The following is a 24,032-nucleotide window of genomic DNA, read 5'->3' as shown; positions in this document are numbered from 1 at the left end:
TGGTCTTTTTTTCTGGTCGTTCGATCTTAAGCAGCCCCGGACGCCTTGCCCTTGCGCAGCGACCCGGCCACGGTGCGCACCCGCTCGCGCAGCCAGGCGGCCGAGGCCGAGCTGTGTGTGCGGGCATGCCAGAGCTGGTAGTACAGCAGCCGCGGAAAGGCCACCGGCGGCTCCAGCACCACCACCGGCAGCTGGTCGAGGTAGCGCTGGCAGAACTGGCGCCCGGTGGTCAGCACCAGCAAGCTCCGGGCCACCATGTCCGGCACCAGGCTGAAATGCGCGCAGCGCGCGGTGATGTTGCGCTGCAGGCCGATCGCCTGCAGGTGCTCGTCGATGATGCCGCGCGCGCCCGGATGGGTGGGCGTGGGCGCGATGTGCTCGGCCTGCAGCCAGGCCGCCTCGTCCCAGCCGCGCCGCGCGGCCGGATGGTCCTTGGCGACCAGGCAGACCACGTCGTCGCCAAAGAGCCGGCCCATGTGCAGGTCTTCCGGCGGGCGCAGCCAGTTGCCGACCACCACGTCGATATCGCCCTGGGCCAGGTGGCCGTGGTAGTGGGCGTCGGCTGACAGCGGATGGATCTCCACCTTGCACAGCGGCGCCTGCTGCTTGATCTGCGCCATCAGCAGCGGCAGGAAGAAGGGGTCGAGGTAGTCGCTGGCGGCGATGCGGAAGGTGAGCACCGCCGTCTGCGGATCGAAGCCGCGGGCGTCGCTGAACAGCATCTCGGCCGCCTGCAGGATGCGCGCGGCCGGCTCCACCATGCGCAGGCCGGCGTCGGTGGGCGCCATGCCGGTGCCGGAGCGCACCAGCAGCGGATCGTCGGCCAGGTCGCGCAGGCGCTTCAAGGCAGCGGAAACGGCCGGCTGGTGCATGCCCAGCCGTACGGCCGCCCTCGATACGCTTCGTTCCATCAACACGGTGTGCAGGACCCTGATCAGATGGAGGTCGATCTTGTCGAAAAGGGCCTGGTCTCTCATAGCGGGGTCTGCATTGCTCTCATATGCCGATACGTATGCGCGGCGGCGCGGCGCGGCATAGGCGGTGCGCGGGGCCTGGAAATGTACCGGCCCCGCGCGGTCTATTGCCCGCGCAGCGCGGCGGCCGCTTCCTCGCGCAGCAATTCCGGGTCCACCCGAACCGGCGGCGTGGCCTTGCGCAGCAGGTAGGCGCAGGACGAAGGCAGGCCGGCCGAGCCCCGCGCATCGCGGATGTCCTCGCTGGTGGCGCCATACACCACCCGCGAGATGCCGGCCCAGTACATGGCGCCGGCGCACATCGGGCAGGGCTCGCCGCTGGCGTAGACCGTGGCGCCGCGCAGCGCCGCCGGGCCGAAGCGCGCCGCCGCCTCGCGCACCACCACCATTTCGGCATGGCCGGTGAAGTCGGCCGCTGTGTTCTGGTTGTTCTCGCTGACCAGCAGGATCTCGCCGTTGGGCGAGACCAGGGTGGCGCCGAAGGGGTTGTTGCCGGCGGTGAGCGCGGCACGCGAGGCGTCTATGGCCAGGCGCATGGCCTGGCGGTCGAAGTCGGTGAAATCGCTCATTTCTTCAGCAGCTCCGCGTCGTCCGCCTCGGCGGCGGTGAATCGTTCGTTGGTCTTCAGGTAGAGGTTGGCGCCGAAGCGGCCGACCGGCCGGTAGTCCTCCAGGCTGACCCGCCAGCTGCCGGTGTCGACCAGCCCCTCGCGCACCGCCAGGAACTGCACCCGGCCGATGAAGACATAGCGGCTGGCCGTCTCCAGCGTCTCGTGCACCACGCATTCGAAGGCCACCGGCGCCTCGGCGATGCGCGGCGGCGCCACGCTGCGCGAGGGCACGGGCGTGAGGCCGGCGTGGATCAGCTCGCTCTCGTGCGCCGGCAGGCGGTCGCCGCAGGCGTCCATGCGGGCGGTCATGGCCTCGTCGCTCAGGTGCACCACGAACTCGCCGGTGCGCAGCACATTGGCCACCGTGTCCTTCTGCGGGCCGGGCTCCATGCGGTTGGCGCTGAACATCACCACCGGCGGATCCTCGCCCACCATGTTGAACATGCTGAAGGGCGCGGCGTTGATGGTGCCGTCCTCGCCCAGGGTGGTGATCAGCGCGATCGGCCGGGGCACGATCAGGCTGGCCATCAGCTTGTAGCGCTGGTAGGGGTCGAGCTGGGAGAAGTCGATGTCCATGGAAATGCTTGAGTGTGGGCCCACCCGGGCAAGCAAGCTTTCGGCCAACTCGCGGCGGACGGCGGATTGTCCACAATGGCGCATACAGATCGCGGCCCGGGCGCATCCTGCACCACGGCGGGGCACGCAGGCCTGGCATCGCCCTTGCGGATCACCTCTATACCGGCCGGCTTATGGCTGGACGGCCGGAGCCGCTTAACCTCCCGCATGGCTTTTTCGAACCCGACACGAGTCCACGCATGAGCACCACCGCCCCGCTGAACTTCATCCGCCGCGGCAAGCGGGTGACCCTGCACGACGTCGCCCCCGACCGCACCCTGCTCGACCTGCTGCGCGAGGACCTGCACCACACCGGCACCAAGGAAGGCTGCGGCGAAGGCGACTGCGGCGCCTGCACCGTGGTGCTGGGCGAGGCCTGCCCCGGCGCCGACGGCCGGCCGACAGTGGCCTACCGCGCCATCAACAGCTGCATCCGCCTGGCCCGTTCGGTCGAGGGCCTGGCCCTGTGGACGGTGGAGGACATCTCCCGCGATCCACTGATCGCCCCCGTCGAGGAAGACAGCGCCCCGCCCGCCGCCTGCCTGCATCCGGCGCAGGAGGCCATGGTCGCCTGCCACGGCTCCCAGTGCGGCTTCTGCACGCCGGGTTTCGTGATGAGCCTGTTCGGCATGTACCAGAACCGGGTGGTGCCCGGCGGCTCCATCGACCGGGCGCGGGCGCAGGAAGACCTCTCGGGCAATCTCTGCCGCTGCACCGGCTACCGGCCGATCTTCGATGCCGCGCAGCGCATGGAGAGCCTGCCGCGCGTGGCCGTCGACGAGCCGGCGTTGCTGGCCCTGCTACAGCAGCTGCCGCCCGCGCCGCAGCCCGCCGAGGGCTACCAGGCCCCGACCACCCTGCCCGCCCTGCTGCGCGCCCGAGCCGAACGGCCGCATGCCCAGCTGGTCGCCGGCTGCACCGACGTCGGCCTGTGGATCACCAAGCAGCACCGCCAGTTCGCCCAGCTGCTGGACGTGACCCGCGCCGCCGAGCTGCGCCGCGTCGAGACCCTCCCGGGCGACATCCTGCGCATAGGCGCCACCGTCACATTGCAGGACGCCTACGCCGCCCTCTGCGCCGGCCGACCGCAGTTGAAGGAATTCGCCGCGCGTTTCGCCGGCCTGCCGGTGCGCAACTCCGGCACCCTGGGCGGCAACGTGGCCAACGGCTCGCCGATCGGCGACTCGATGCCGCTGCTGATCTCGCTCGATGCCAGCGTGGTGCTGGCCAGCGTGCGCGGCCAGCGCAGCCTGCCGCTGGAGGCGCTCTACCTCGGCTACCGCCAGAACGTGATCGCGGCCGACGAGATCGTCGCCTTCATCGACGTGCCCCCGTGGCCGAGGGCGAGTTCCAGCGCGCCTACAAGATCAGCAAGCGGCAGGACGACGACATCTCCGCCGTCTGCCTGGCGATCCGCCTGGTGCTGCGGGACGGCCTGGTGGCCCATGCCTCCATCGGCGTCGGCGGCGTGGCCGCCACGCCGGTGCGCGCGCGCGATGCCGAGGCCACGCTGCTCGGCCGCCCGTGGAGCGCCGAGGCCGCCGCGGCCGCAGGCGCCGCCCTGCAGGCCGAGTTCCAGCCCATCTCCGACATGCGCGCCAGCGCCGCCTACCGCCGTGTGCTGCTGGCCAACCTGTTGCAGCGCTTCTGGCGCGACAGCCAGGGCGAGCGAAGCATCAGCCTGGCCTCGCTGCGCATCGAGGAAACCACCGCAGGGGAGGCCGCATGAACACCCGCGACAACCACGCACCGCTGAGCCGCGACGCCGAGGACGACCCGCGCGCCCTGGCCGCCGATGCCGTGGCCGACACCACCGCCGCCACCCTGCCGCAACCGGCGGGATCGGGCTCCGGCGAAGTCCGGCCCCGTGTGGCTGGCACCTCCCAGGCCCACGAGAGCGCCCGCGCGCAGGTCAGCGGCGGCGCCACCTACATCGACGACATCCCCGAGGTGCGCGGCACCCTGCATGCGGCGCCCATCCTGTCGAACGTGGCCCACGGCCGGCTGCGCGGCATCGACGCCGCCGCCGCGCTGGCCATGCCCGGCGTGGTCGACGTGGTGCTGCACCACGACGTGAGCGGCGACAAGATGCTGGCCGCCTTCGCCCACGACGAGCCGGTCTTCGCCTTCGACACCGTCCAGCATGTCGGCCAGGTGGTCGGCCTGGTCGTCGCCCGCAGCGCCATGCAGGCCCGCCGCGCCGCCCGCAAGGTGCTGCTGGACATCGACCCCCTGCCCGCCCTCATGACCGCCCGCGAGGCCCACGCCGCCGGCAGCTACGTGCTGCCCCCGGTCACGGTCGCCCGCGGCGATGCACCCGGCGCCCTGGCCCGCGCCCGCCACACCCTGTCGGGCAACCTGAAGGTCGGCGGCCAGGAACACTTCTACCTCGAAGGCCAGATCGCCTACGCCCTGCCGCTGGAGCAGGACCAGTGGTGGATCCACTCCAGCACCCAGCATCCCGGCGAGGTGCAGCACTGGGTGGCCCATGCGCTGGGCGTGGCCAACCATGCGGTGCGGGTGGAATGCCGGCGCATGGGCGGCGGCTTCGGCGGCAAGGAGACGCAGGCCGGCCACCTGGCCGTCTGGGCCGCGCTGGCGGCGAAGAAGACCGGCCATCCGGTCAAGCTGCGGCTGGACCGCGACGACGATTTCATGGTCACCGGCAAGCGCCACCCCTTCGAATACGACTGGCAGGCCGGCTTCGACGACGACGGCCTGCTCACCGCGCTCGACCTCACCATGCTGGCCGAATGCGGCTTCTCGGCCGACCTCTCCGGCCCGGTGGCCGACCGCGCCGTCTTCCATGCCGACAACGCCTACTACCTGTCGGACGTGGTGGTGCGCTCGCACCGCTGCAAGACCAACACTCAGAGCCACACCGCCTACCGCGGCTTCGGCGGCCCGCAGGGCGTGATCGTGATCGAGGCCATCCTCGGCGACATCGCCCGCCACCTGGGCCTGGACGCGCTGGACGTGCGCCTGCGCAACCTCTACGGCATCACCGAGCGCAACGTCACCCACTACCAGATGACGGTGGAGGACAACATCCTGCAGCCGCTGCTTGCCCGGCTCGAAGAAACCTCCGACTACCGCCGCCGCCGCGCGCAGATCGAGGCCTGGAACGCCGACAGCCCCATCGTCAAGCGCGGCCTCTCGATCACCCCGGTGAAGTTCGGCATCTCCTTCACCGCCACGCTCTTCAACCAGGCCGGCGCGCTGGTGCATGTCTACACCGACGGCAGCGTGCAGGTGAACCACGGCGGCACCGAGATGGGCCAGGGCCTGCACACCAAGGTCGCGCAGATCGTGGCCGACGAGCTGGGCCTGGACTTCGCCGACATCCGCATGACCGCCAGCGACACCGCCAAGGTGCCCAACGCCTCGGCCACCGCCGCCTCCAGCGGCACCGACCTCAACGGCCGCGCCGCCCAGTTCGCCGCCCGCCAGGTGCGCGACAACATCGCCGCCTACATCGCCGGGCAGGATGGCTGCAAGCCGGCCGAGGTGCGTTTCTTCGCCGGCCAGGTCATCTCGCCGACCAGCAGCCGCGCCTTCCCCGACGTAGTCGGCGCGGCCTACGCCGCCCGTGTGCAGCTGTGGAGCGACGGCTTCTACCGCACGCCCAAGATCCACTACGACAAACACACCCTCACCGGCCGGCCCTTCTACTACTTCTCCTACGGCGCGGCCTGCTGCGAGGTCGCCCTGGACATGCTCACCGGCGAGAGCCGCGTGCTCAAGGTGGACATCCTCCACGACGTGGGCCGCAGCATCAATCCGGCGATCGACATCGGCCAGATCGAGGGCGGCTTCGTGCAGGGCATGGGCTGGCTGACCACCGAGGAGCTGGTCTGGAACGCCAGGGGCGTGCTGGCCACCCATGCGCCCAGCACCTACAAGATCCCGGCCACCGGCGACATCCCGGAGCACCTGCGGGTGGACCTCTGGCCCGAACCCAACCGCGAGGACAACGTCTTCGGCAGCAAGGCCGTGGGCGAGCCGCCCTTCATGCTGGCCATCGCCGTCTACGAGGCCCTGCGCGAAGCCGTGGCCGCCGGGCGCGGCGATGGCCGGCCGGTGCTGCTGAAGGCCCCGGCGACGGCCGAGTCGCTGCTGCGCGCTCTGGGCGGGCTGGAATAGAAGCGCGGCCGCCCTGCGTTTGCCACAATGCGAACGGTTCACCATGCTCCTGTAGCATGCACCGCCCGACGCCCAGCTTCCAGAGCGGCCACCCACTCCCGCGAGACCCGAGATGACACCTGCCTTGAATGACGAGAACCCGGCGCCCGCCGGCGTTTTCCCCGCGCACAGCGGCATGATGAGCGAGCAGGTGCGCCAATTCGACTGGTCGCAGACCAGCCTCGGCGCCATCGAAACCTGGCCGGCCTGCCTGCGTATCGCCTGCGACATGATCCTGGCCTCGCACTTTCCCAAGTGCCTGCTCTGGGGGCCGGACCGCATCACCATCTACAACGACGCCTTCCGCCCCATCCTCGGCCAGAAGCCCGAAGCCCTGGGCCGGTCCTTCGCCGATGTCTGGCACGAGGCCTGGGACACGCTGGAGCCGGTCGTCGACCGCGCCTACGCCGGCGAGGCCACCTACATCGAGGACTTCCCGCTGCCGGTGAACCGCTCCGGCTTCATGGAAGAGGCCTTCTTCACCTTCTGCTACAGCCCGGTGCGCGACGAGACCGGGCAGGTGCAGGGCATGGTGGACACCGTCATCGAGACCACCGGCAAGGTCGCCGCCCAGCGCCAGCTCAGCCAGTTCGCCGAGGGCCTGTCACGCCAGGTGGCCGAGCGCACCGCCGACCGCGACCGCATGTGGCGCCTGGCCACCGACCTGATGATGGTGCTGGACACCCAGGCGCTGATCCTGGCCGGCAATCCCGCCTGGACCGCCATGCTGGGCTGGCCCGCCGAGCAGATCGCCGGCCGCGCCTTCACCGATCTCCTGCACGAGTCGGACCGCGAGGCCGCCGCCGCAGCGCTGCAGGCGCTTTCCGCCGGCACCACCACCGCACGCTTCGAAAGCCGGCTGCGCCACCGCGAAGGCCACTGGCGCCTGATCATGTGGACGGCGGTGCAGGACGAAGGCCGCATCCACGCCGTCGGCCGCGACATGACCGCCGAGCGCGAGGCCGCCGAGGCCCTGCAGCGCAGCGAGGCGGCGCTCTACCAGTCGCAGAAGATGGAAAGCGTCGGCCAGCTCACCGGCGGCGTGGCGCACGACTTCAACAACCTGCTGCAGGTGGTGGCCGGCAACCTGCAGCTGCTCGCGCGCCTGGCCGCCGGCAACGAGCGCGGCGAGAAACACGTGGCCAACGCCATGGCCGCCGTCAGCCGCGGCGCGCGGCTGACCAAGCACCTGCTGGCCTTCGCCCGGCGCCAGCCGCTGGAGCCCAAGGTGGTCAACATCGGCCGCTTCGTCTCCGGCATGGACGACATGCTGCGCCGCACGCTGGGCGAATCGATCGAGGTCGAGACGGTCGTGGCCGGCGGCCTGTGGAACACCCTGGCCGACCCCTCGCAGGTGGAGAACGCCCTGCTCAACCTGGCCATCAACGCCCGCGACGCCATGAACGGCGCCGGCCGGCTGACGGTGGAGGTGGGCAATGCGGTGCTGGACGAGGCCTATGTGCGCCAGCATGCCGAGATCCAGCCCGGCCAGTACGTGCTGCTGGCGGTGACCGATACCGGCAGCGGCATGCCGGCCGAGATCCTGGCCAAGGTCTTCGACCCCTTCTTCACCACCAAGGCCGAGGGCAAGGGCAGCGGGCTGGGGCTGTCGATGGTCTACGGATTCGTGCGGCAGTCGGGCGGCCACGTGAAGATCTACAGCGAACTCGGCCACGGCACCACCGTCAAGCTCTACCTGCCGCGCGCCACGCAGGCCGAGGACGTGGTGGCGCCCGAAGCGCCGCGCGAGATCGTCGGCGGCGAGGAGACCATCCTGGTCGCCGAGGACGACGACGAGGTGCGCGCCACCGTGGTCGAGATGCTCGAAGGCCTGGGCTACCGGGTGCTGCAGGCGCGCGATGCGGCCTCGGCCCTGGCCATCGTGGAAAGCGGCATGGACATCCAGCTGCTGTTCACCGACGTGGTGATGCCCGGCCCGCTGCGCAGCCCCGAGCTGGCCCGCCAGGCCCGCCAGCGCCTGCCCGGCCTGGCCGTGCTGTTCACCTCGGGCTACACGCAGAACGCCATCGTGCACGGCGGCCGGCTCGATGCCGGCGTGGAACTGCTCGGCAAGCCCTATACCCACGATGCGCTGGCCCTGCGCATCCGCCGGCTGCTGGACCAGCGCCTGCTCGCCAAGGTGCCGGGCTGAGGCCTCCGGGGCGCCTGCACGGCGGCGGTGCTGCGCCCTGACTTCCGGAGAATCGGGCAAACATGCCGGAGAAACAGGCGGTGCTGAATCGGCCGCCGTTTCCTACCATCGTCCCCATGACGAATCCCAAACTCCTCCTCATCACCGGCGTCAGCAGCGGTTTCGGCCGCGCGCTCGCCACCGCCGCGCTGGCGCGCGGCCACCGGGTCGCCGGCACCGTGCGCGACGAAAAGGCATGCGCCGCATTCGAGGCCCTGGCGCCGGGGCGGGCCCATGGCCGCATCCTGGACGTCACCGATTTCGACCGCATCGACGGGCTGGTCCAGGCCATCGAAGGCGAGCTGGGGCCGGTCGACGTGCTGGTCAACAATGCCGGCTACGGCCACGAAGGCGTGCTGGAAGAGTCGCCGCTCGAGGCCATGCGCCGCCAGTTCGACGTCAATGTCTTCGGCGCCGTCGCCATGGCCAAGGCGGTGATGCCGGGCATGCGGCAGCGGCGCAGCGGACACATCGTCAATATCACCTCCATGGGCGGTTTCATCACCATGCCGGGCATCGCCTACTACTGCGGCAGCAAGTTCGCGCTGGAGGGCATCTCGGAAGTCATGGCGCAGGAGATGAAACCCTTTGGCGTGGCCGTCACCGCCGTGGCGCCGGGCTCCTTCCGCACCGACTGGGCGGGCCGCTCCATGGTGCGCAGCCCGCGCGCCATCGCCGACTACGACAGCCTCTTCGATCCGGTGCGCCAGGCGCGGCAGCAGAAGCACGGTCACCAGCTGGGCGACCCCGCCAAGGCCGCCGAGGCGATCCTGCAGCTGCTGGACATGGCCGATCCGCCGACCCAGCTGCTGCTGGGCAGCGATGCGCTGGCCCTGGTGCGCGGCAAGCTGCAGGCCATGCAGGAGCGGATCGACCGCTTCGAATCGCTGAGCCGCTCCACCGACACCGCCTGAAGGAAGCCATGACCGAGCCGGACGACACATCGCGCCGCATGGTCGCCCTGCTCGCGGCGCTGGCCCCGCAGGAGGGCTACACCCTCACCGAGGTGCCCCGGCTGCGCCTGCTGCGTTCCAACCGCCCGCTGGCGCGCACGCCGGTGCTCTACGAGCCGGGCATCGTCTTCGTCTGCCAGGGCCGCAAGCAGGGCCGCTGGGGCGGCCGCAGCTTCGTCTACGACGCCCGGCACTACCTGGCCGTGGCGGTGCCGGTGCCCTTCGCGATGGAGACCGAGGCCTCGGCCGATGAGCCGCTGCTGGCCGTCTACCTGACACTGGACCTGAACCTGGTGGCCGAGCTGATCGCGCAGCTCGACGGGCTGCTGGGGCCCTCGCGCGCGGAGCCGGCCAGCCTGCTCTCCACGCCTATGGACGGGCCGATTGCCGACTGCCTGCTGCGCCTGCTGCAGACGCTGTCCTCGCCGGTCGAATGCGCGATGCTGGCCGGCTCCATCGTGCGCGAGATCTGTTTCCGGGTGCTCACCGGGCCGCAGGGGCCGGCATTGCGGGCGGCACTGTCGGCGCAGGGCCGGGTCGGCCGCATCGCACGGGCCGTGCGCCATATCCACACGGCCTACGCCGGGCCGGTGGAGATCGCCACGCTGGCACGGCAAGCGAGCATGAGTGTCTCGACCTTCCATGCGCGCTTCAAGGAGATCACCGACGCCTCGCCGATGCAATACCTGAAGTCGATCCGGCTGCACAAGGCGCGGCTGCTGATGCTGCGCGAGAACATGACGGCCGGCGCGGCGGCGGCCGCCGTGGGCTATGAGAGCGCCTCGCAGTTCAGCCGCGAGTTCAAGCGCCTCTTCGGCCAGAGCCCGGCGGCGGAAACGGCGCGGCTGCGCAACCGTTTCGCCATGCCGGCGCTGGCCGGGGACGAGCCCTGGGTCTCGTCCCACTGAGGCCCCTGACGGCCCCCCTCAGGCCTCGATCTTGCCCTGCTCCACGTACTCGTCGTACTGGCTGCGCGGGATGGCCGCCGAACCCACCACGCCGTCGGCCTGCTCCCAGCTGAGGATGGCGCTGTCGGGCGCGAGTTCGACCTCGATGCGGCCCTTGGGGATCTTGATCGGCGTGCCGTCTCCCGGCATGTAGGTGACATGGCCTGTCACGGTGGCGTATTGCGGCATGGCGACTCCTCTGGATGTTGCGGGTCCCGTGGATCGGGCCTCGCGCACGATTGGATGCCGGAATCGCCCCGGGCTTGTATCAAGGCTTGAGTGGCCCTGCCGCCCTCACTGCCGCAGGGCCGCCAGGCCGGCGGCCGGCAGGTTCAACGCGATGTCGGCCATGGCGCAGGTCAGGCGCAGTGCCTGGCGCAGTTCGGCCTCCTCCACCACCTCGAGCACGTCGCCGGCCGAGAGGATGTGGCGCACCCGCGACTCCGGCCGGTCGAAGCCCGCCACCAGGCGCAGGGCCGGGATGCCGTGGCGCGCGAAGTTGGCATGGTCGGAGTTGGGCATCAGCGGCAGGTAGCTGTCGGCCTGCACGCCCGACAGCGCCGCGGCGTCGGCCACGAAGGGCTGCAGGCCGGCGAAATCGCTGATCAGGGCGGTCAGGCGGTCGTCGCCGCCGACCGTGTCGAGGTTGATGTCCAGGGTCAGGCTGTCGCGCTCGGCCGCATCCAGCGCCGACAGGTACTGGGCCGAGCCGGCCAGCGCCCACTCCTCGGCCGAGAAGAAACACACCCGCAGCCCGTGCGTGGCCTGCGAGATGCGCGGCGCCAGGGCACGCGCCGTGGCCAGCACCACCGACAGGCCGGTGGCGTTGTCCAGCGCGCTCTGGCCCAGGTCGTGGCCGTCGAGATGGGCGCTGAGCACGATGGTCTTGCCGCTGCCGCCGGGCAGGTCGAGCATGGCGATGCCGGCTTGCGCGCCGCGGATTTCCTCGCCGGCGATGTTCAGCCGTACCTGCGTGCCCGGCGCGGCAGCCAGGATCGCCGCGCAGGAAGCCGCATCGACATACGCGGCCGGAATGCCGGGACCGTCCACCGCCCGGCCCGAGGAGCCCGACAGCAGGCCGCCCGGCGGCAGCGGGTTGGCCATCAGGAAACCGATGGCACCGCGTGCCATCGCCAGGTCGTACTTGCGGCGGCGGTGCATGTGGCGGGAGGAGAAGGGATATTCATGGCGCACCAGCACGATGCGGCCGCGCACGGCCTCGCCTGCACGGTCGAAGTCCTCGGTGCGGCCTTCGCCCAGGTCCAGCACTTCGCCGACCAGCCCCTCGGCCGGGGTATCGGCCGAACGCAGCAGCGGGTAGCAGGCCAGCTCCGCGCCGCCCTCGACACGCAGGCTCCACGCCAAGGCGCGCCAGCCGGCATAGGGCACGTCCACCCGGCGGCTCGAGCCGATCTCGCCCAGGCGCGCCACGGCCCAGGCCATGGCCGCGGCCTCGCCGGGGGTGCCGGCCAGGCGGCCGCCGAAGTTGCACAGGGTGTGGAAATCGGCCATCAGGGCCGGATCCTGCTGGGCCGAGTCCAGCCAGTTGTCTCTGTTGTCGTTCATCGGGTTTGTTTCGCTCTCAATCGATCTTGATATCCGCCTTGCGGATCACGTCCTGCCAGCGCACCAGGTCGGCCTTGACGATCTTCTGCAGCGCCGCCGGGCTGCCATCGGCCGGCGCGGCCACGCCCACGGCGGCCATGCGGGCCTTGACCACGGTGGTCTCCATCACCTTGGCCATGGCCTTGGTCAGCGTGGCCTGGACGTCCTTCGGGGTGCCGGCCGGCGCCATCAGGCCCCACCAGCTCTCCACCGCCATGCGCGGCACGCCGGCCTCGCCGAAGGTTGGCACGGCGGGCGTGTCCTTCTGGCGCTGCTCGCTGCTGACGGCCAGCGGCCGCAGCTTGCCCGCCTGCAACAGGGCGGTGGCGCTGGCCATGGTGGTGAAGGATGCGTCGATCTGCCCGGCCGCCAGATCGGTCACCGAGGCGGCTGCGCCCTTGTAGGGAATGTGGGTGAGCTTGGCGCCGCTGTTGATCATGAAGAGAGCCGCCATCAGGTGCGTCAGCGAGCCGTTGCCGCCCGAGCCGATGGACAGCGCGCCCGGATCGGCCTTGGCCTTCTTCACCAGCTCCGGCACGCTGCGGATCGGCGACTTCTCGTTGACGAAGAGATAGGTCGGCGCCACGCCCAGCAGGGCGATGGGGGCGAAGTTCTTCTCGGCGTCGTAGCGCGCCTTCTCCTGGTAGAGCGCGGGCACGATGGTGAAGGGCACGTCGGCCAGCAGCAGGGTGTAGCCGTTGCCTGCGTCCTGCGCCACGTACTGGGTGCCGATCATGGAGCCGGCGCCGGCGCGGTTGTCCACGATCACCGGCTGGCCAAGCACCTTGCCCAGCTCGTCGCCGATGGCGCGGGCGATCACGTCGGAGCTGCCGCCGGGCGAATAGGGCACCACGATGTGCACCGGCTGGTCGGGCCAGGCGGCCTGGGCGGCGCTGCCGATGAGGGAAGTCAGCGCCAGGGCGGCGATCAGGGAACGGCGGAAGGGAGTCATCACGAACCTGCTGAAAATGAGTCCGGCCGATTCTGGGCGGCCGTTTCCTGCCGGACAAACGACGAATCGGCATACGCTATTCCGCTCCGGAATAGCGAGCCTCAGCCCGGCGCGTTCAGCCCCGCCGCCAGCTCCTGCACCCAGCCGGTGAAGGCCTCCAGATAAGGCCCGCCCTGCAGCGGCCGCGGCTGCATCAGGTAGTAGCCGTAGCGACCCTGCACCGCCTCGCCGAAGGGCCGCAGCAGCGCGCCGCTGGCCAGCGCCGGCCGCACGATGCACAGCGGCACGATGGCCGCGCCCAGGCCGTGCAGCAGGGCCGGCAGCAGCATCGAGAAGCCTTCGTACTCCGGCGCGTTGCGGCCGGGGCCGGGCCAGTCCGGCGCGATCTCGGCCTTCCACTCGTCCCAGCCGTAGCCGCGCTGGGCGCGCTTGAGCAGGGGCACGCGCTGCAGGTCTTCCACCGAGGCGATCGGCGCGCGCGCCAGCAGCGCCGGCGCGGCCACCAGGCACATCTCGCGGCCGCACAGATAGTCGCAGCTCATGTTGGAGCGGTGGCCGGTGTGCAGCTGGATCTCGGCGTCGAAGCGCTCGGACTTGTCCCGGGGCGACATCAGCCGCGGCCGCACGTTGATGCGGATCTCCGGATGCCGGTCGAAGAAATCCTGGAAATGCGGGAACAGGCAGTACTGCGCGAAGGACGGCGACACCGCGATGTTGAGGTTCACCCGCGCCGACGGGTGGGCCACCTTGGCATCGGCCTCGTCGATCAGGCGCAGCGCGGCCGAGATGTTCTCCAGGTAGATCGCGCCCGCATAGGTCAGCTGCAGGCCGGTGGGCGTGCGCTTGAACAGGCTGGCGCCGAGCTTGAGTTCCAGCGCCTGGATGTGTTTGCTGACCGCGCTCTGCGTCAGGTGCAGGTCTTCTGCGGTGAGGCTGAAGTTGAGATGGCGGCTGGCGGCGGCGAAGACACGCAGGGAGGCCAGCGAATTACGAGAACCCTTCATCGGCAAATTATGGGCCGGGCGCGCCCATCGCCTACAAGGCCCTGGCCGGCACACCGACGAAGCTGCGAGGTCTTGTCGGGCAATCTCGCCGGAACCACTGGAAGCGCTTTCCACACCAACACCGCCATGCATTCCGCCTTTCTTGTCGAAGACCAGCCCGCCCAACGCGAAATCCTCAGTGCGGCGCTGGCCAGCGTATCGGACATCGAGCCGGTGGGATGGGCGGAAACCGAGATGGAAGCGATCGACTGGCTGCGCAGCCACCCCAAGCCCGACCTGGTGGTGCTGGACCTGTTCCTCAACGCCGGCACCGGCCTGGGGGTGCTGATCAAGCTGCAGCCGCAGACCCTGGGGCTGCGGGTGGTGGTGCTCAGCAACAGCGCCACCAGCCTGCTGCGGCGCAGCTGCCTGCTGCTGGGGGCCGAAGCGGTGTTCGACAAGGCCGACAGCATGGAAGATTTCCTGGAACATTGCCGCACGATGTTCGAGCCGGAACATTAGGCTCCAAACGATGGGCGATCGCCGCCCCACGCAGATCATCCGGATTCCCGAAAATATCTGAAACAAGGCCGATGACGAATTGGCAGGCGTTATCGATTTCCTGAAAAATAAATATCCGTCAGCAATCGATTCGAATATTCATTCGAGATGACGGGACATTTTATTCAGAAGGATAATCCAATGAAATCGATATTGACATCTGTCTGCACGACATCGGTACTTGCCCTGGCCTCAGCGGCCACCCAGGCCGCGGCGCTCGATCTCACCCATTTCACGACAGCCGGCAGCGTGAATTTTCCAACATCCACCTCAGCGCAACTCGGCACCGCTGGCGGCCTGTTCGGCAACGTCACGGACCTGATTTCATTCGATTATGTGGCCTCGGGCTCAAATGCCGGCATGCTGATCATGAGCAGCACCGCCGCCACTGTGGTTCTCAGTTCGAATTTCGCCAACTCCGGCACCTACACATTCACGACTCCGTACACCGGAGCCATCGACTTCACCATCACCGCCTCGCTCCCGGTCAGCGCGACGATTTCGAACCTGCAGGTCGCCGCCGTTCCGGAACCCGAAAGCTACGCGATGCTGGCAGGCGGCCTGGGCCTGCTCGGCTGCACCGCACGGCGCCGCAGGAAACCGGGCTGACACCGGCACGCGCCTTGCTGCAGCATGGCGCATGCGCTATCGCACCACCATCGCCGCCCAGGTCTTCGAATTCGAAGACCTCAAACAGCTCCTGGCCTGCGCCAGCCCGGCGCGCTCCGGCGACTACCTGGCCGGCATAGGCGCCGCCACCGCCCAGCAGCGCATGGCCGCGCGCCATGTGCTGGCGCAGACGCCGCTGCGGCGTTTCCTCGACGAGGCGCTGATCCCCTACGAAGAGGACAACATCACCCGGCTGATCATCGACAGCCATGACGCCGCCGCCTTCGCCCCGGTATCGCACCTGACCGTCGGCGACTTCCGAGACTGGCTGCTGTCCGATCGCGCGGACACGGCCAGCCTCGGCGCCCTGGCCAGCGGCATCACCCCCGAGATGGCCGCCGCCGTCTCCAAGCTGATGCGCAACCAGGACCTGATCGCCGTGGCCCGCAAATGCAGCGTGGTCACCCGGTTCCGCAACACGCTCGGCCTGCCCGGCCGGCTGGCGGTGCGCCTGCAGCCCAACCATCCCACCGACGACCTGCGCGGCGTGGCCGCCTCCACGCTCGACGGCCTGCTCTACGGCGCGGGCGACGCGGTCATCGGCATCAACCCGGTCAGCGACAGCCTGCCGGCGCTGGAGCGACTGCTGCACCTGCAGGACGAGCTGATCCAGCGTTTCGAGATCCCCACCCAGGGCTGCGTGCTCACCCATGTCACCAACAGCCTGCGGCTGATCGAATCCGGCGCGCCGGTGGACCTGGTGTTCCAGTCCGTCGCCGGCACCGAGAAGGCCAACCGCTCCTTCGGCGTCACGCCCGAGCTGCTCGACGAGGCCCATGCCGCGGCCCTGTCCCTGAAGCGGGGCAGCGTGGGCGAGCACTGCATGTACTTCGAGACCGGCCAGGGCAGCGCCCTGTCGGCGGACGCGCATTTCGGCGTGGACCAGCAGACCTGCGAAGCCCGCGCCTATGCGCTGGCGCGGCGCTACCGGCCGCTGCTGGTCAACACCGTCGTCGGCTTCATCGGCCCGGAGTACCTCTATGACGGCAAGCAGATCGTGCGCGCCGGCCTGGAAGACCACTTCTGCGGCAAGCTGCTCGGCCTGCCCATGGGCTGCGACATCTGCTACACCAACCATGCCGAGGCCGACCAGGACGACATGGACAACCTGCTGGTGCTGCTGGCCACCGCCGGCCTCAACTTCCTGATCGGCGTGCCGGGCGCCGACGACGTGATGCTCAACTACCAGAGCACCTCCTTCCACGACGCCCTCTTCCTGCGCCAGACCCTGGGCCTGCAACGCGCGCCCGAGTTCGAGGCCTGGCTGCAGCGCATGGGCATCACCGACGGCGCCGGCCGCCTGGCGCCGCCATCGGCCAACGCCTTGCTGGCCGGCATGGGCGGCCTGAAGGCCCTGCAAGCATGAACGACGAAACAGCACCCAGCATCGTCACGCCCGACCCCTGGCAGGACTGGCGCGCCGCCACGCCCGCCCGCCTGGCCCTGGGCCGCAGCGGCGCCGGCATGCCGACCGACGAGACCCTGCGGTTCGGCTGGGCCCATGCGATGGCGCGCGATGCGATCCATGCCGCGCTGGACGTCGACACCCTGGCCGCCAGCCTGCGCGAGGCCGGCTGGCCGGTGGAGTCGGTGCGCAGCCAGGCAGAAGACCGCGGCACCTACCTGCGCCGCCCCGACCTGGGCCGCCGGCTGCACGCCGAAGACACCGCGCGCCTGCGCGCCATCGCCGAGCCCTGCGATCTCTGCGTGGTGATCGGCGACGGGCTCTCCTCGCTGGCGGTGCAGCGCCACGCCCTGCCCCTGCTCGACGCCTTGCGTCCGCTGCTGCCGCAGGCCCTGCGCCTGGCGCCCGTCATCATCGCCACGCAGGCCCGGGTGGCCCTGGCCGACGAGGCCGGCGAAGCGCTCGGCGCGCGCCTGTCGGTGATGCTGATCGGCGAGCGCCCGGGCCTGAGTTCGCCCGACAGCCTGGGCATCTACCTCACCTTCGGCCCGCGCCTGGGCCGGCACGATGCGCAGCGCAACTGCATCTCCAACGTGCGGCCGGCCGGCCTGGCCTATGCCGATGCCGCCTTCCGCCTTTCATGGCTGATCCGCGAAGCCTTGCGGCGCGGCCTCAGCGGCGTGGAGCTGAAAGACGAGAGCGACCATGCGGTGCTGGATGCGGCACCCGCCGCCGCCACGCTCGCAAGCCGCGCAAAGCCCTGAAAGCCCCGCCACCCGCGCCGGCCCGCCATGGCTGGCACCATCCCGCCCGCCTTCCTTTCCCGCTTTCCCTTCCCGCGTTCCGCCGGGTTCCCCGAGTCCCATGCAAGCCTTGATCGATGTCATCCTCCACGCCGGCCGCAGCGCGGTGGACACCGCCCTCTACACCCTGCTGCCGATCATGGTGGTGATGATGATCCTGATGCGCTGGCTGGAGGTGCGCGGCGTGACCGGCCGGCTGGTCGCCTGGCTGGCCCCCGTGGCGCGGCCCTTCGGACTGCCAGGGCTGGGCGTGCTGGCCATGGTGCAGATCACGCTCGTGAGTTTCGCGGCGCCCATGCCCACGCTGGCCTTGATGGACCGCCAGGGCATCCCCAGCCGCCAGCTCGCCGCCACGCTGGCGGCCATGCTGGCGATGGCGCCGGCCAATGCGATGTTTCCGCTGGCGGGCATGGGCATGCAGCTGGCGCCGGTGCTGCTGATGTCCATCGCGGGCGGGCTGGTGGCGGCCGCGGCCACCTACTGGGGCACGGGGCGCTTCCTGGACTCCGCGCCGCATGCCGCGCTGCCTGCCCTTGCCGGTGCGGAGGATGGGACCAGCCTGCTGCAGATCGTCAATGGCAGCGGGGCGCAGGCGGTGCGGATCTGCATCTCGATGATTCCGATGCTGTTGATGTCTCTGGTGGTCGTCCTGGGGCTGCAGCGGGTGGGGGGTGTGGATGCGCTCAACCGGGCGCTGGCGCCCGTGCTGCGGGTGTTCGGGATCGACAGTGGGCTGCTGCTGCCCATGGTCACCAAGTACCTGGCGGGCAATACGGCCATGGTGGGGGTGGTGCAGGAGATGGCGCACCAGGGGCATCTGCGGGTTTCGCTGATCGAGCGGAGTGCGGGGTTCTTGCTGCACCCGCTGGATTTGCCGGGGGTTGCGTTGTTTGCTTCTACCGGGGTTCGGGTGGGGCGGGTTTGTTTGCCGGCTTTGGCGGGGGCTTGTGTGGGGGTTGCTTTTCGGGCGTTTGGGTCTGTGCTTTTGGGTTGATTTTTCTCCTTCGCGGAGGGCGGGGCTGGGGCTGCGCGCCCCAGACCGCGCTCACTTTCTTTGCTTCGCCAAAGAAAGTAAGCAAAGAAAGGCGACCCGACACCCGAGGCCCTTCGGGCACCGCTGCGGTACTCGCAAAGGCGGGGTCCACGACAACTCGCTTCGCTCAAACAGGTCGTGGCCCTGATCCGCCTTTGCTCCGTTCCTCGCTCTCGGGCTCACGGGACCCGGATACGGGGACAGCGGCTGCTTCGCAGCGCAACGGGCCTTCGCTGCGCTCGGCCTCCACTGAAATGCGGCCGATGCCAAAGGGCGGGTTATTCAATCAGAGGCCGAGCGCAGCGACGGCCCGTTGCGCTGCGAAGCAGCCGCTGTCCCCGTATCCGGGTCCCGTCTGCGGGTGAGCGAGGAGCGCAGCAAAAGCGGATCAGGGCCACGACCTGTTTGAGCGAAGCGAGTTGTCGTGGACCCCGCTTTTGCGAGCACCGCAGCGTGCCCCCTCCGCAGGAGGGGGACTCCCGCAGCCGGGTCGCCTTTCTTTGCTTACTTTCTTTGGCGAAGCAAAGAAAGTGAGCGCGGTCTGGGGCGCGCAGCCCCAGCCCCGCCCTCCGCAGGAGAACAAAACCAAGCCAAGACAAGCCTACTCAACAATAGACTTGTCACTCTTGACCAGCGACTTCCACTGCTGAATATCCTCATCCAGCATCGACTGAAACGCCTCAGCCGACCCAGGCTTCAACACGATCCCGCTACGCACGGTCAACGCATCCACCACACCAGGATCAGCCAACACCTGGTTGATGGCCGTATTGAGCTTCCTGACCACCTCGGCAGGCATGCCAGCAGGCCCCATCACCCCGTAGTAGACCCCCATGTCATACCCCGGATACCCAGCCTCCGCAAAGGTAGGCACCCCCGGCGCCAGGGAAGACCGCTGCGCCCCGCTGATCGCCAGCGACTTCACCTTGTCGGAGGCAGCATCCCCCAGCAACGGATTGATCAGCACATCCACCTGCCCGCCCACCAGCGCACCCAGCGCCTCCGACCCACCCTTGTAGGGAATGTGGGTCATCCTGATCCCCGCGATGCTGTCGAACAGCACGGTCGCCATGTGAGGCGTCCCGCCCACCCCGGAAGAGCCGAAGTTCAAGGCCCCGGATGCGCCTTGGCGTACTTCACCAGATCCGCCACCGACTGGAAGCCCCGCTGCTGGTTCACCTTCAGGATCACCGGCCCGATGCCCACATAGGCGATGGCCTTCAGGTCCTTCTGCGTGTCGAACTTGAGGTTGGGATAGACCGCGGGACTGATGGCGATGCTGTTGGCCACCACCAGCAACTTGTAGCCATCGGCCGGCGCCGCGGCGATCTGCCCGGCGGCCAGGTTGCCACCAGCACCCGCCTTGTTGTCCACCACCACCGGCTGGCCCAGCCTGTCGCCCAGGCGCTGGGCGATCACCCGCGCCACCATGTCGATGCTGCTGCCGGGCGAGAAGCCCACCACCAGGGTAACCGGCCGGTCCGGCCAGGAATCGGCCCGTGCCACATGGGGCAAGGCCAGGGCCAGGCCCGCCAGCGAGGCGGCGAGCAGGGTTCTCCTGGAAGTCTTGGGAGTACGGGAAGAGGAGCGAATGGCTTGCATGGCGGCTTCTGCGTGAAAAGGAAGAAAGAAGGACATCTCAGGCGCTGACCAGGCCACGCAGCAAGTCCAGGGCCAGCGCATCCGGCGCCCGCTCCGCGCGCGGCCCGAAACCGCCGCCGCCGGGCGTGCGCAGCGTGACCTCGTCGCCCGGCCGCAGCACCTGCGGCACCCGCGAATCGATCTCCACGCCGTTGATCAGCACCGCGCCGCGCTGCCCGGCATCCCCGCCGCCCAGGCCGGGCGCGGGCACCTTCACCCGTTCGGTCAGGAACACGATGGTCACCGGCGTGGCATGGCCGTTGACGAAGGTCACCTCCTCGCCCAGGCCGCCACGCCAACGGCCCTCGCCGCCGGAGCCGGCGATGAAACGCTTGCAGCGGAAACGCAGCGGCGAATCCCGCTCGGCCACCTCGATCGGCGTGGGCGAGATATTGCTCGGCCAGGACATCACCAAGGCGCCGTCCTTGCCCGAAGTGGCGCCCATGCCGCCGTTGTAGAAGAGCACGGTGGCGAAGGGCTTGCCGTTGTCGCGCCGGCCGCTCATGTTGGTGATCCACACCGGCGAGCCGACACCGGCCATCACCTTGTCGGGCAGCACCTGGTAGAGCGCACCGAAGATCACGGTGGGCACGTAGTGGCCGGTGCAGGAGCGGCCGCCCACCGGCGCCGGCTGCGTCGGGTTGAGCAGCGATCCTTCCGGCGCCAGGGTGCGGATCGGCCGGAACAGGCCCTGGTTGTTGGGCAGCTCCGGCAGCAGCAGGCTCTTGATCGCATAGGCCGCCATGGCGTGGGTATAGGCCAGCACGCAGTTCACCGCGCGCGGCTGCTGCGGCGAGCTGCCGGCGAAGTCGCATTCGATCTCGCCGCCACGGATGCGCAGGGCCAGCTCGAAGCGGAAACGCTCGTCGAAGCCGTCGGTCTCCATGGCATAGCGGTACTCGCCCTCGGGCAGCGCGGCGATGGCGCGGCGCATGGCCTGTTCGCTGCGGGCGAAGAGCGCATCGGCCAGGTCGTCGACCTGGTCCAGGCGGTACTCGCGCAGCAGCGCGGCGATGCGGTCTGCGATGAGTTCGTTGGCGCCGGCATGGCACCAGATGTCGCCGGTGGTCTGCTCGGGCGTGCGCACATTGGTGCGCAGCAGGCGCAGCAGGGTGGGGTCGGGCTGGTCCTCGCGCAGGAAATGCATCGGCGGGATGTGGAAGCCTTCCTCGAACAGCTCGCGTGCATCCACCGAGCGGATCTTGCCGCCGATGTCCGGCACATGGCCGGTGGTGGCGGAAAAGGCCACCAGCCGGCCCTCGTGGAAGATGGGCTTGACCAGGCACACGTCGTTGAGGTGGCCGGTGCCGATCCAGGGGTTGTTGGTGATGTAGATGTCGCCCGGGCGCATGGCCTCGGCGCCGAACTCCGCGATCATCGCCCGCACCGTGTTGCCCAGGGTGCCGATGAAGGAAGGGATGGCGCCGGCGTTCTCGGCGATGGTCTGGCCGCGCGAGTCGGTCATCACCACGGCGAAGTCGTTGGCCTCGGAGGACAGGGTGGAGAACGAGGTGCGCACGATGAGTTTGGCGGCCTCGTTGACCACCGAGCGCACCCGGGTCCAGAACACCTCCAGGAAGATGGCATCGCCGGCGCGGCCGGCCGGTGCGGCTGCTGCAGCCGGGATAGGGGTGGCGGTATTCATGCCGCGGTCTCCTCGATCGAAATCACCAGATTGCCTTGCGCGCTCAGCCGCACACGGGCCGCGGGGCCGACCACGGTGGTGGTGCTCGACTCCTCGATCAGCAAGGGGCCATGGGCCTCGAAGCCGCTGCCCAGCTGCTCGCGGCGGAACACCGGCGTATCGACGAAGGCACCGGTCTCGCGGAAGAACACGCTGCGCCGCGAGCGTGGCTCGGGCACGGCCGCCGGCTGCAGCGCGGCGGGCTCGAAGGGCCGCAGCGGCACGGCCTCGCCGGTGGAGCGCAGGTTGACCAGCTCGATCGCCACGTCCGGCGGCATGCGGCCGAACTTGCGCTGGTATTCCTGGCGGAAGGCCTGGTCGAGCGCGGCACGCCAGGCGGTTTCGCCGGCGGGGTCGTCGAAGCGGTAGGGGCCGTCCGGCAGGTCCACCGCCAGGTTGAAGCCCTGGCCGATGAAACGCCCGTCGGCGCGCCGGCGCAGGCGCAGCGGGCCGAAGTTGGCCGACAGGGCCAGCAGCGGCCCGCTCACCTCGTGTTCGAGTTCGGCAAAGCTGCGCTCCAGCACCGCCAGGTCGCCGCTGGCCGGCTGGAAGCTGAAGGTGCGCGAACGGTCGGCGCGGGCCGTGGCCACCAGCAGTCCGAAGGCCGAGGCCACGCCGGCCTCCGGCGGGCAGACGATGGTGGAGACACCGATCTTTCTGGCCACCGAATAGGCATGCAGCGGCCCGCCGCCGCCGGTGGCGACCAGCACGAAATTGCGCGGATCGCGGCCGCGTTCGGCCACATGCACCCGGGCGGCGGCAGCCATGTTCTCGGCCACGATGTCGAGCACGCCCCAGGCCGCTTCGGCGGCGCTGCGGCCGAGTTGCGAGCCCAGTGTCTCGAAGCCTCGGCGGGCCGCGTCGGCATCCATCTGCAGCGTGCCGCCGGCGAAGTAGCCCGCATCCAGGTAGCCGAGCAGCAGGTTGGCATCGGTCACCGTGGGCTCCTCGCCGCCGCGGCCGTAGGCCATGGGGCCGGGCTCGGAGCCGGCGCTGCGCGGGCCCACCTTGAGCAGCTCCAGCGCGTCGCGGTGGGCGATGCTGCCGCCGCCCGCGCCGATCTCGATCAGGTCGATGGCGGTGATGTTGATCGGCATGCCGCTGCCTTCGGCGAAACGCTCGCGCCGCGCCGCCTCGAAGCCGAAGGCCACCGAGGGCTGGCCGTGCTCCACCAGGCAGAGCTTGGCGGTGGTGCCGCCCATGTCGAAGGCCAGCAGGTCGCCCTGGCCTTCACGCAGGCAGTGCCATGCGGCCGAGATGGCGCCGGCCGCCGGGCCGGATTCCAGCAATGCGATGGGGTGGCTGCGTGCATGGTCCAGGTGCGCCAGGCCGCCGTTGGACAGCATCATCAGGATGTCCTGCGGCAGGCCGAGCGCGCCCAGGCGCTGCGCCAGCGATGCCAGGTAGCGGCCGGCCATGGGCAGGATGTAAGCATTGGCGAGCGTCGTGGTCATGCGCTCGTATTCACGGATGACCGGCGCGGTGTCGCAGGACAGGGTGACGGCCAGGTCCGGATGGGCCTCGGCGATGGCGGCCTGCAGCCGCCGCTCGTGCACATCCGAGCGGTAGGCGTGCAGCAGGCAGACGGCCAGCGACTCCACGCCGGCCTCCACCAGCCGACGCACCTCGGCCAGGGCCTGGGCGATGTCCAGCGGCTCGATCTCCTGGCCGGCGGCGTTCAGGCGTCCGTCCACCTCGGCGCGCAGGTCGCGCGGCGCCAGGGAGGCCACACGTTCGATCTGCAGGTCGTAGAGGTTGTACTTGCGCTCGTTGCCCATGTCGACGATGTCGCCGAAGCCGCGTGTGGCCAGCAGGCCGGTGCGGGCGCCGCGCCGCTCGATCAGGGCGTTGGTGAAGAGCGTGGTGGCATGCACCACCCGGTGCACCTCGGCGGCCGCGATGCCGTGCCGCGCCATCAGCTGCGCGATGCCGTCGAGCACCGCCGCGGCGGGGTCTTCGTGGGTGGTGAGGATCTTCAGGCTGCACTGGCAGCCGGATGCGTGGTCGATGGCGACCAGGTCGGTGAAGGTACCGCCGATGTCGATACCAATGGCCCAGTGGGACAAAATCCAGACTCCCTGGTGAGGGAAGCACGAAGGCTTCCAAAAAGCGCGGCAGCTTACCCCAGCACGGCCGGGCCCGCCGGCGGCGGGATTTGCGGGGATGCAATCTCCGCACCCGCGCCGATTCCCGAGGAAAACGGTCGCGGCGCCGCATGCACCAC

18 protein-coding genes and 2 pseudogenes are annotated in these 24,032 nt (G+C 69.8%); 10 read left to right on the top strand and 10 right to left on the bottom strand.

Annotated elements, in window-relative coordinates:
* Window positions 1-26: 26 nt before the first annotated feature.
* The 3 genes from GT347_RS21080 to GT347_RS21070 form a co-directional block, all read right to left on the bottom strand.
* Window positions 27-977: a LysR family transcriptional regulator gene (locus GT347_RS21080; RefSeq protein ID WP_160554064.1), complete on the bottom strand. Its 951-nt coding sequence runs from the start codon at window positions 975-977 to the stop codon at window positions 27-29.
* Window positions 978-1,078: 101 nt separating this feature from the next.
* Window positions 1,079-1,543 (bottom strand): nucleoside deaminase, encoded by a 465-nt coding sequence (locus GT347_RS21075; protein ID WP_160554063.1) that lies wholly within the window; start codon window positions 1,541-1,543, stop codon window positions 1,079-1,081.
* A complete protein-coding gene (locus GT347_RS21070) occupies window positions 1,540-2,160 on the bottom strand; it encodes a flavin reductase family protein (protein ID WP_160554062.1) in 621 nt (206 codons plus the stop codon). The genes GT347_RS21075 and GT347_RS21070 overlap by 4 nt, the downstream gene beginning before the upstream one ends.
* 239 nt (window positions 2,161-2,399) lie before the next feature.
* Here GT347_RS21070 and xdhA point away from each other — a divergent pair.
* From xdhA to GT347_RS21045, 5 genes and pseudogenes are all read left to right on the top strand, one after another.
* Window positions 2,400-3,928, top strand: a pseudogene (gene xdhA, locus GT347_RS21065) (xanthine dehydrogenase small subunit).
* Entirely contained in the window at window positions 3,925-6,342 is a 2,418-nt protein-coding gene (gene xdhB, locus GT347_RS21060) for a xanthine dehydrogenase molybdopterin binding subunit (protein WP_160554061.1), read from the top strand. The pseudogene xdhA and the gene xdhB overlap by 4 nt, the downstream one beginning before the upstream one ends.
* A gap of 112 nt (window positions 6,343-6,454) precedes the next feature.
* Window positions 6,455-8,533, top strand: a complete 2,079-nt coding sequence (locus GT347_RS21055) for a hybrid sensor histidine kinase/response regulator (RefSeq protein WP_160554060.1) — start codon at window positions 6,455-6,457, stop codon at window positions 8,531-8,533.
* 116 nt (window positions 8,534-8,649) lie between these two features.
* A complete protein-coding gene (locus tag GT347_RS21050; RefSeq protein ID WP_160554059.1) occupies window positions 8,650-9,486 on the top strand; it encodes an oxidoreductase in 837 nt (278 codons plus the stop codon).
* Window positions 9,487-9,494: 8 nt separating this feature from the next.
* Window positions 9,495-10,433: an AraC family transcriptional regulator gene (locus tag GT347_RS21045; protein ID WP_229722416.1), complete on the top strand. Its 939-nt coding sequence runs from the start codon at window positions 9,495-9,497 to the stop codon at window positions 10,431-10,433.
* An 18-nt stretch (window positions 10,434-10,451) separates the two neighbouring features.
* Here the strand turns inward: GT347_RS21045 and GT347_RS21040 are convergent, their stop codons facing one another.
* From GT347_RS21040 to GT347_RS21025, 4 genes are all read right to left on the bottom strand, one after another.
* A complete protein-coding gene (locus GT347_RS21040; RefSeq protein WP_160554058.1) occupies window positions 10,452-10,661 on the bottom strand; it encodes a hypothetical protein in 210 nt (69 codons plus the stop codon).
* Between the two features lie 105 nt (window positions 10,662-10,766).
* A complete protein-coding gene (locus GT347_RS21035; RefSeq protein WP_160554057.1) occupies window positions 10,767-12,038 on the bottom strand; it encodes a M28 family peptidase in 1,272 nt (423 codons plus the stop codon).
* Window positions 12,039-12,054: 16 nt separating this feature from the next.
* Entirely contained in the window at window positions 12,055-13,029 is a 975-nt protein-coding gene (locus GT347_RS21030; protein ID WP_160554056.1) for a Bug family tripartite tricarboxylate transporter substrate binding protein, read from the bottom strand.
* Window positions 13,030-13,130: 101 nt separating this feature from the next.
* Window positions 13,131-14,033 carry a LysR substrate-binding domain-containing protein gene (locus GT347_RS21025; protein WP_160554055.1) on the bottom strand — a complete coding sequence of 301 codons (903 nt, stop codon included), beginning with the start codon at window positions 14,031-14,033 and terminating at the stop codon, window positions 13,131-13,133.
* A gap of 126 nt (window positions 14,034-14,159) precedes the next feature.
* Here GT347_RS21025 and GT347_RS21020 point away from each other — a divergent pair, with 126 nt between their 5' ends.
* From GT347_RS21020 to GT347_RS21000, 5 genes are all read left to right on the top strand, one after another.
* Window positions 14,160-14,534, top strand: coding sequence for a response regulator (locus GT347_RS21020; protein ID WP_160554054.1), 375 nt, complete (start codon window positions 14,160-14,162; stop codon window positions 14,532-14,534).
* Between the two features lie 147 nt (window positions 14,535-14,681).
* Complete coding sequence (locus GT347_RS21015; RefSeq protein WP_160554053.1) at window positions 14,682-15,182, top strand: PEP-CTERM sorting domain-containing protein; 501 nt, start codon at window positions 14,682-14,684, stop codon at window positions 15,180-15,182.
* A gap of 31 nt (window positions 15,183-15,213) precedes the next feature.
* Complete coding sequence (locus GT347_RS21010) at window positions 15,214-16,608, top strand: ethanolamine ammonia-lyase subunit EutB (RefSeq protein ID WP_160554052.1); 1,395 nt, start codon at window positions 15,214-15,216, stop codon at window positions 16,606-16,608.
* Entirely contained in the window at window positions 16,605-17,411 is an 807-nt protein-coding gene (gene eutC / locus GT347_RS21005) for an ethanolamine ammonia-lyase subunit EutC (RefSeq protein WP_160554051.1), read from the top strand. Before GT347_RS21010 ends, eutC begins: the two co-directional genes overlap by 4 nt.
* A gap of 100 nt (window positions 17,412-17,511) precedes the next feature.
* Window positions 17,512-18,444: a nucleoside recognition family protein gene (locus GT347_RS21000; RefSeq protein ID WP_160554050.1), complete on the top strand. Its 933-nt coding sequence runs from the start codon at window positions 17,512-17,514 to the stop codon at window positions 18,442-18,444.
* Window positions 18,445-19,084: 640 nt separating this feature from the next.
* Here GT347_RS21000 and GT347_RS27665 read toward each other — a convergent pair.
* The 3 genes and pseudogenes from GT347_RS27665 to GT347_RS20980 form a co-directional block, all read right to left on the bottom strand.
* Window positions 19,085-19,914, bottom strand: a pseudogene (locus tag GT347_RS27665) (tripartite tricarboxylate transporter substrate-binding protein).
* 208 nt (window positions 19,915-20,122) lie between these two features.
* Window positions 20,123-21,769, bottom strand: a complete 1,647-nt coding sequence (locus GT347_RS20985; RefSeq protein WP_160554047.1) for a hydantoinase B/oxoprolinase family protein — start codon at window positions 21,767-21,769, stop codon at window positions 20,123-20,125.
* On the bottom strand, window positions 21,766-23,874 hold the full coding sequence (locus GT347_RS20980; RefSeq protein ID WP_229722415.1) for a hydantoinase/oxoprolinase family protein: 2,109 nt from the start codon (window positions 23,872-23,874) through the stop codon (window positions 21,766-21,768). The genes GT347_RS20985 and GT347_RS20980 overlap by 4 nt, the downstream gene beginning before the upstream one ends.
* Window positions 23,875-24,032: the final 158 nt, after the last annotated feature.

The organism is Xylophilus rhododendri (assembly GCF_009906855.1).
Lineage (GTDB): Bacteria > Pseudomonadota > Gammaproteobacteria > Burkholderiales > Burkholderiaceae_C > Xylophilus > Xylophilus rhododendri.
The sequence above is the reverse complement of the archived record's forward strand: the minus strand, read 5'-3'. Positions and strand labels throughout refer to the sequence as shown.

Bases quoted from the DNA above. Each gene is read 5' to 3' on its own strand.
- eutC (WP_160554051.1), top strand. From the start codon at position 16,605: ATGAACGACGAAACAGCACCCAGCATCGTCACGCCCGACCCCTGGCAG.
- GT347_RS21010 (WP_160554052.1), top strand. From the start codon at position 15,214: ATGCGCTATCGCACCACCATCGCCGCCCAGGTCTTCGAATTCGAAGAC.
- GT347_RS21075 (WP_160554063.1), bottom strand. From the start codon at position 1,543: ATGAGCGATTTCACCGACTTCGACCGCCAGGCCATGCGCCTGGCCATA.
- xdhB (WP_160554061.1), top strand. From the start codon at position 3,925: ATGAACACCCGCGACAACCACGCACCGCTGAGCCGCGACGCCGAGGAC.
- GT347_RS21020 (WP_160554054.1), top strand. From the start codon at position 14,160: ATGCATTCCGCCTTTCTTGTCGAAGACCAGCCCGCCCAACGCGAAATC.
- GT347_RS21025 (WP_160554055.1), bottom strand. From the start codon at position 14,033: ATGAAGGGTTCTCGTAATTCGCTGGCCTCCCTGCGTGTCTTCGCCGCC.
- GT347_RS21045 (WP_229722416.1), top strand. From the start codon at position 9,495: ATGACCGAGCCGGACGACACATCGCGCCGCATGGTCGCCCTGCTCGCG.
- GT347_RS21040 (WP_160554058.1), bottom strand. From the start codon at position 10,661: ATGCCGCAATACGCCACCGTGACAGGCCATGTCACCTACATGCCGGGA.
- GT347_RS21015 (WP_160554053.1), top strand. From the start codon at position 14,682: ATGACGGGACATTTTATTCAGAAGGATAATCCAATGAAATCGATATTG.
- GT347_RS21050 (WP_160554059.1), top strand. From the start codon at position 8,650: ATGACGAATCCCAAACTCCTCCTCATCACCGGCGTCAGCAGCGGTTTC.
- GT347_RS21070 (WP_160554062.1), bottom strand. From the start codon at position 2,160: ATGGACATCGACTTCTCCCAGCTCGACCCCTACCAGCGCTACAAGCTG.
- GT347_RS21055 (WP_160554060.1), top strand. From the start codon at position 6,455: ATGACACCTGCCTTGAATGACGAGAACCCGGCGCCCGCCGGCGTTTTC.
- GT347_RS21000 (WP_160554050.1), top strand. From the start codon at position 17,512: ATGCAAGCCTTGATCGATGTCATCCTCCACGCCGGCCGCAGCGCGGTG.
- GT347_RS21030 (WP_160554056.1), bottom strand. From the start codon at position 13,029: ATGACTCCCTTCCGCCGTTCCCTGATCGCCGCCCTGGCGCTGACTTCC.
- GT347_RS21035 (WP_160554057.1), bottom strand. From the start codon at position 12,038: ATGAACGACAACAGAGACAACTGGCTGGACTCGGCCCAGCAGGATCCG.
- GT347_RS20985 (WP_160554047.1), bottom strand. From the start codon at position 21,769: ATGAATACCGCCACCCCTATCCCGGCTGCAGCAGCCGCACCGGCCGGC.
- GT347_RS21080 (WP_160554064.1), bottom strand. From the start codon at position 977: ATGAGAGACCAGGCCCTTTTCGACAAGATCGACCTCCATCTGATCAGG.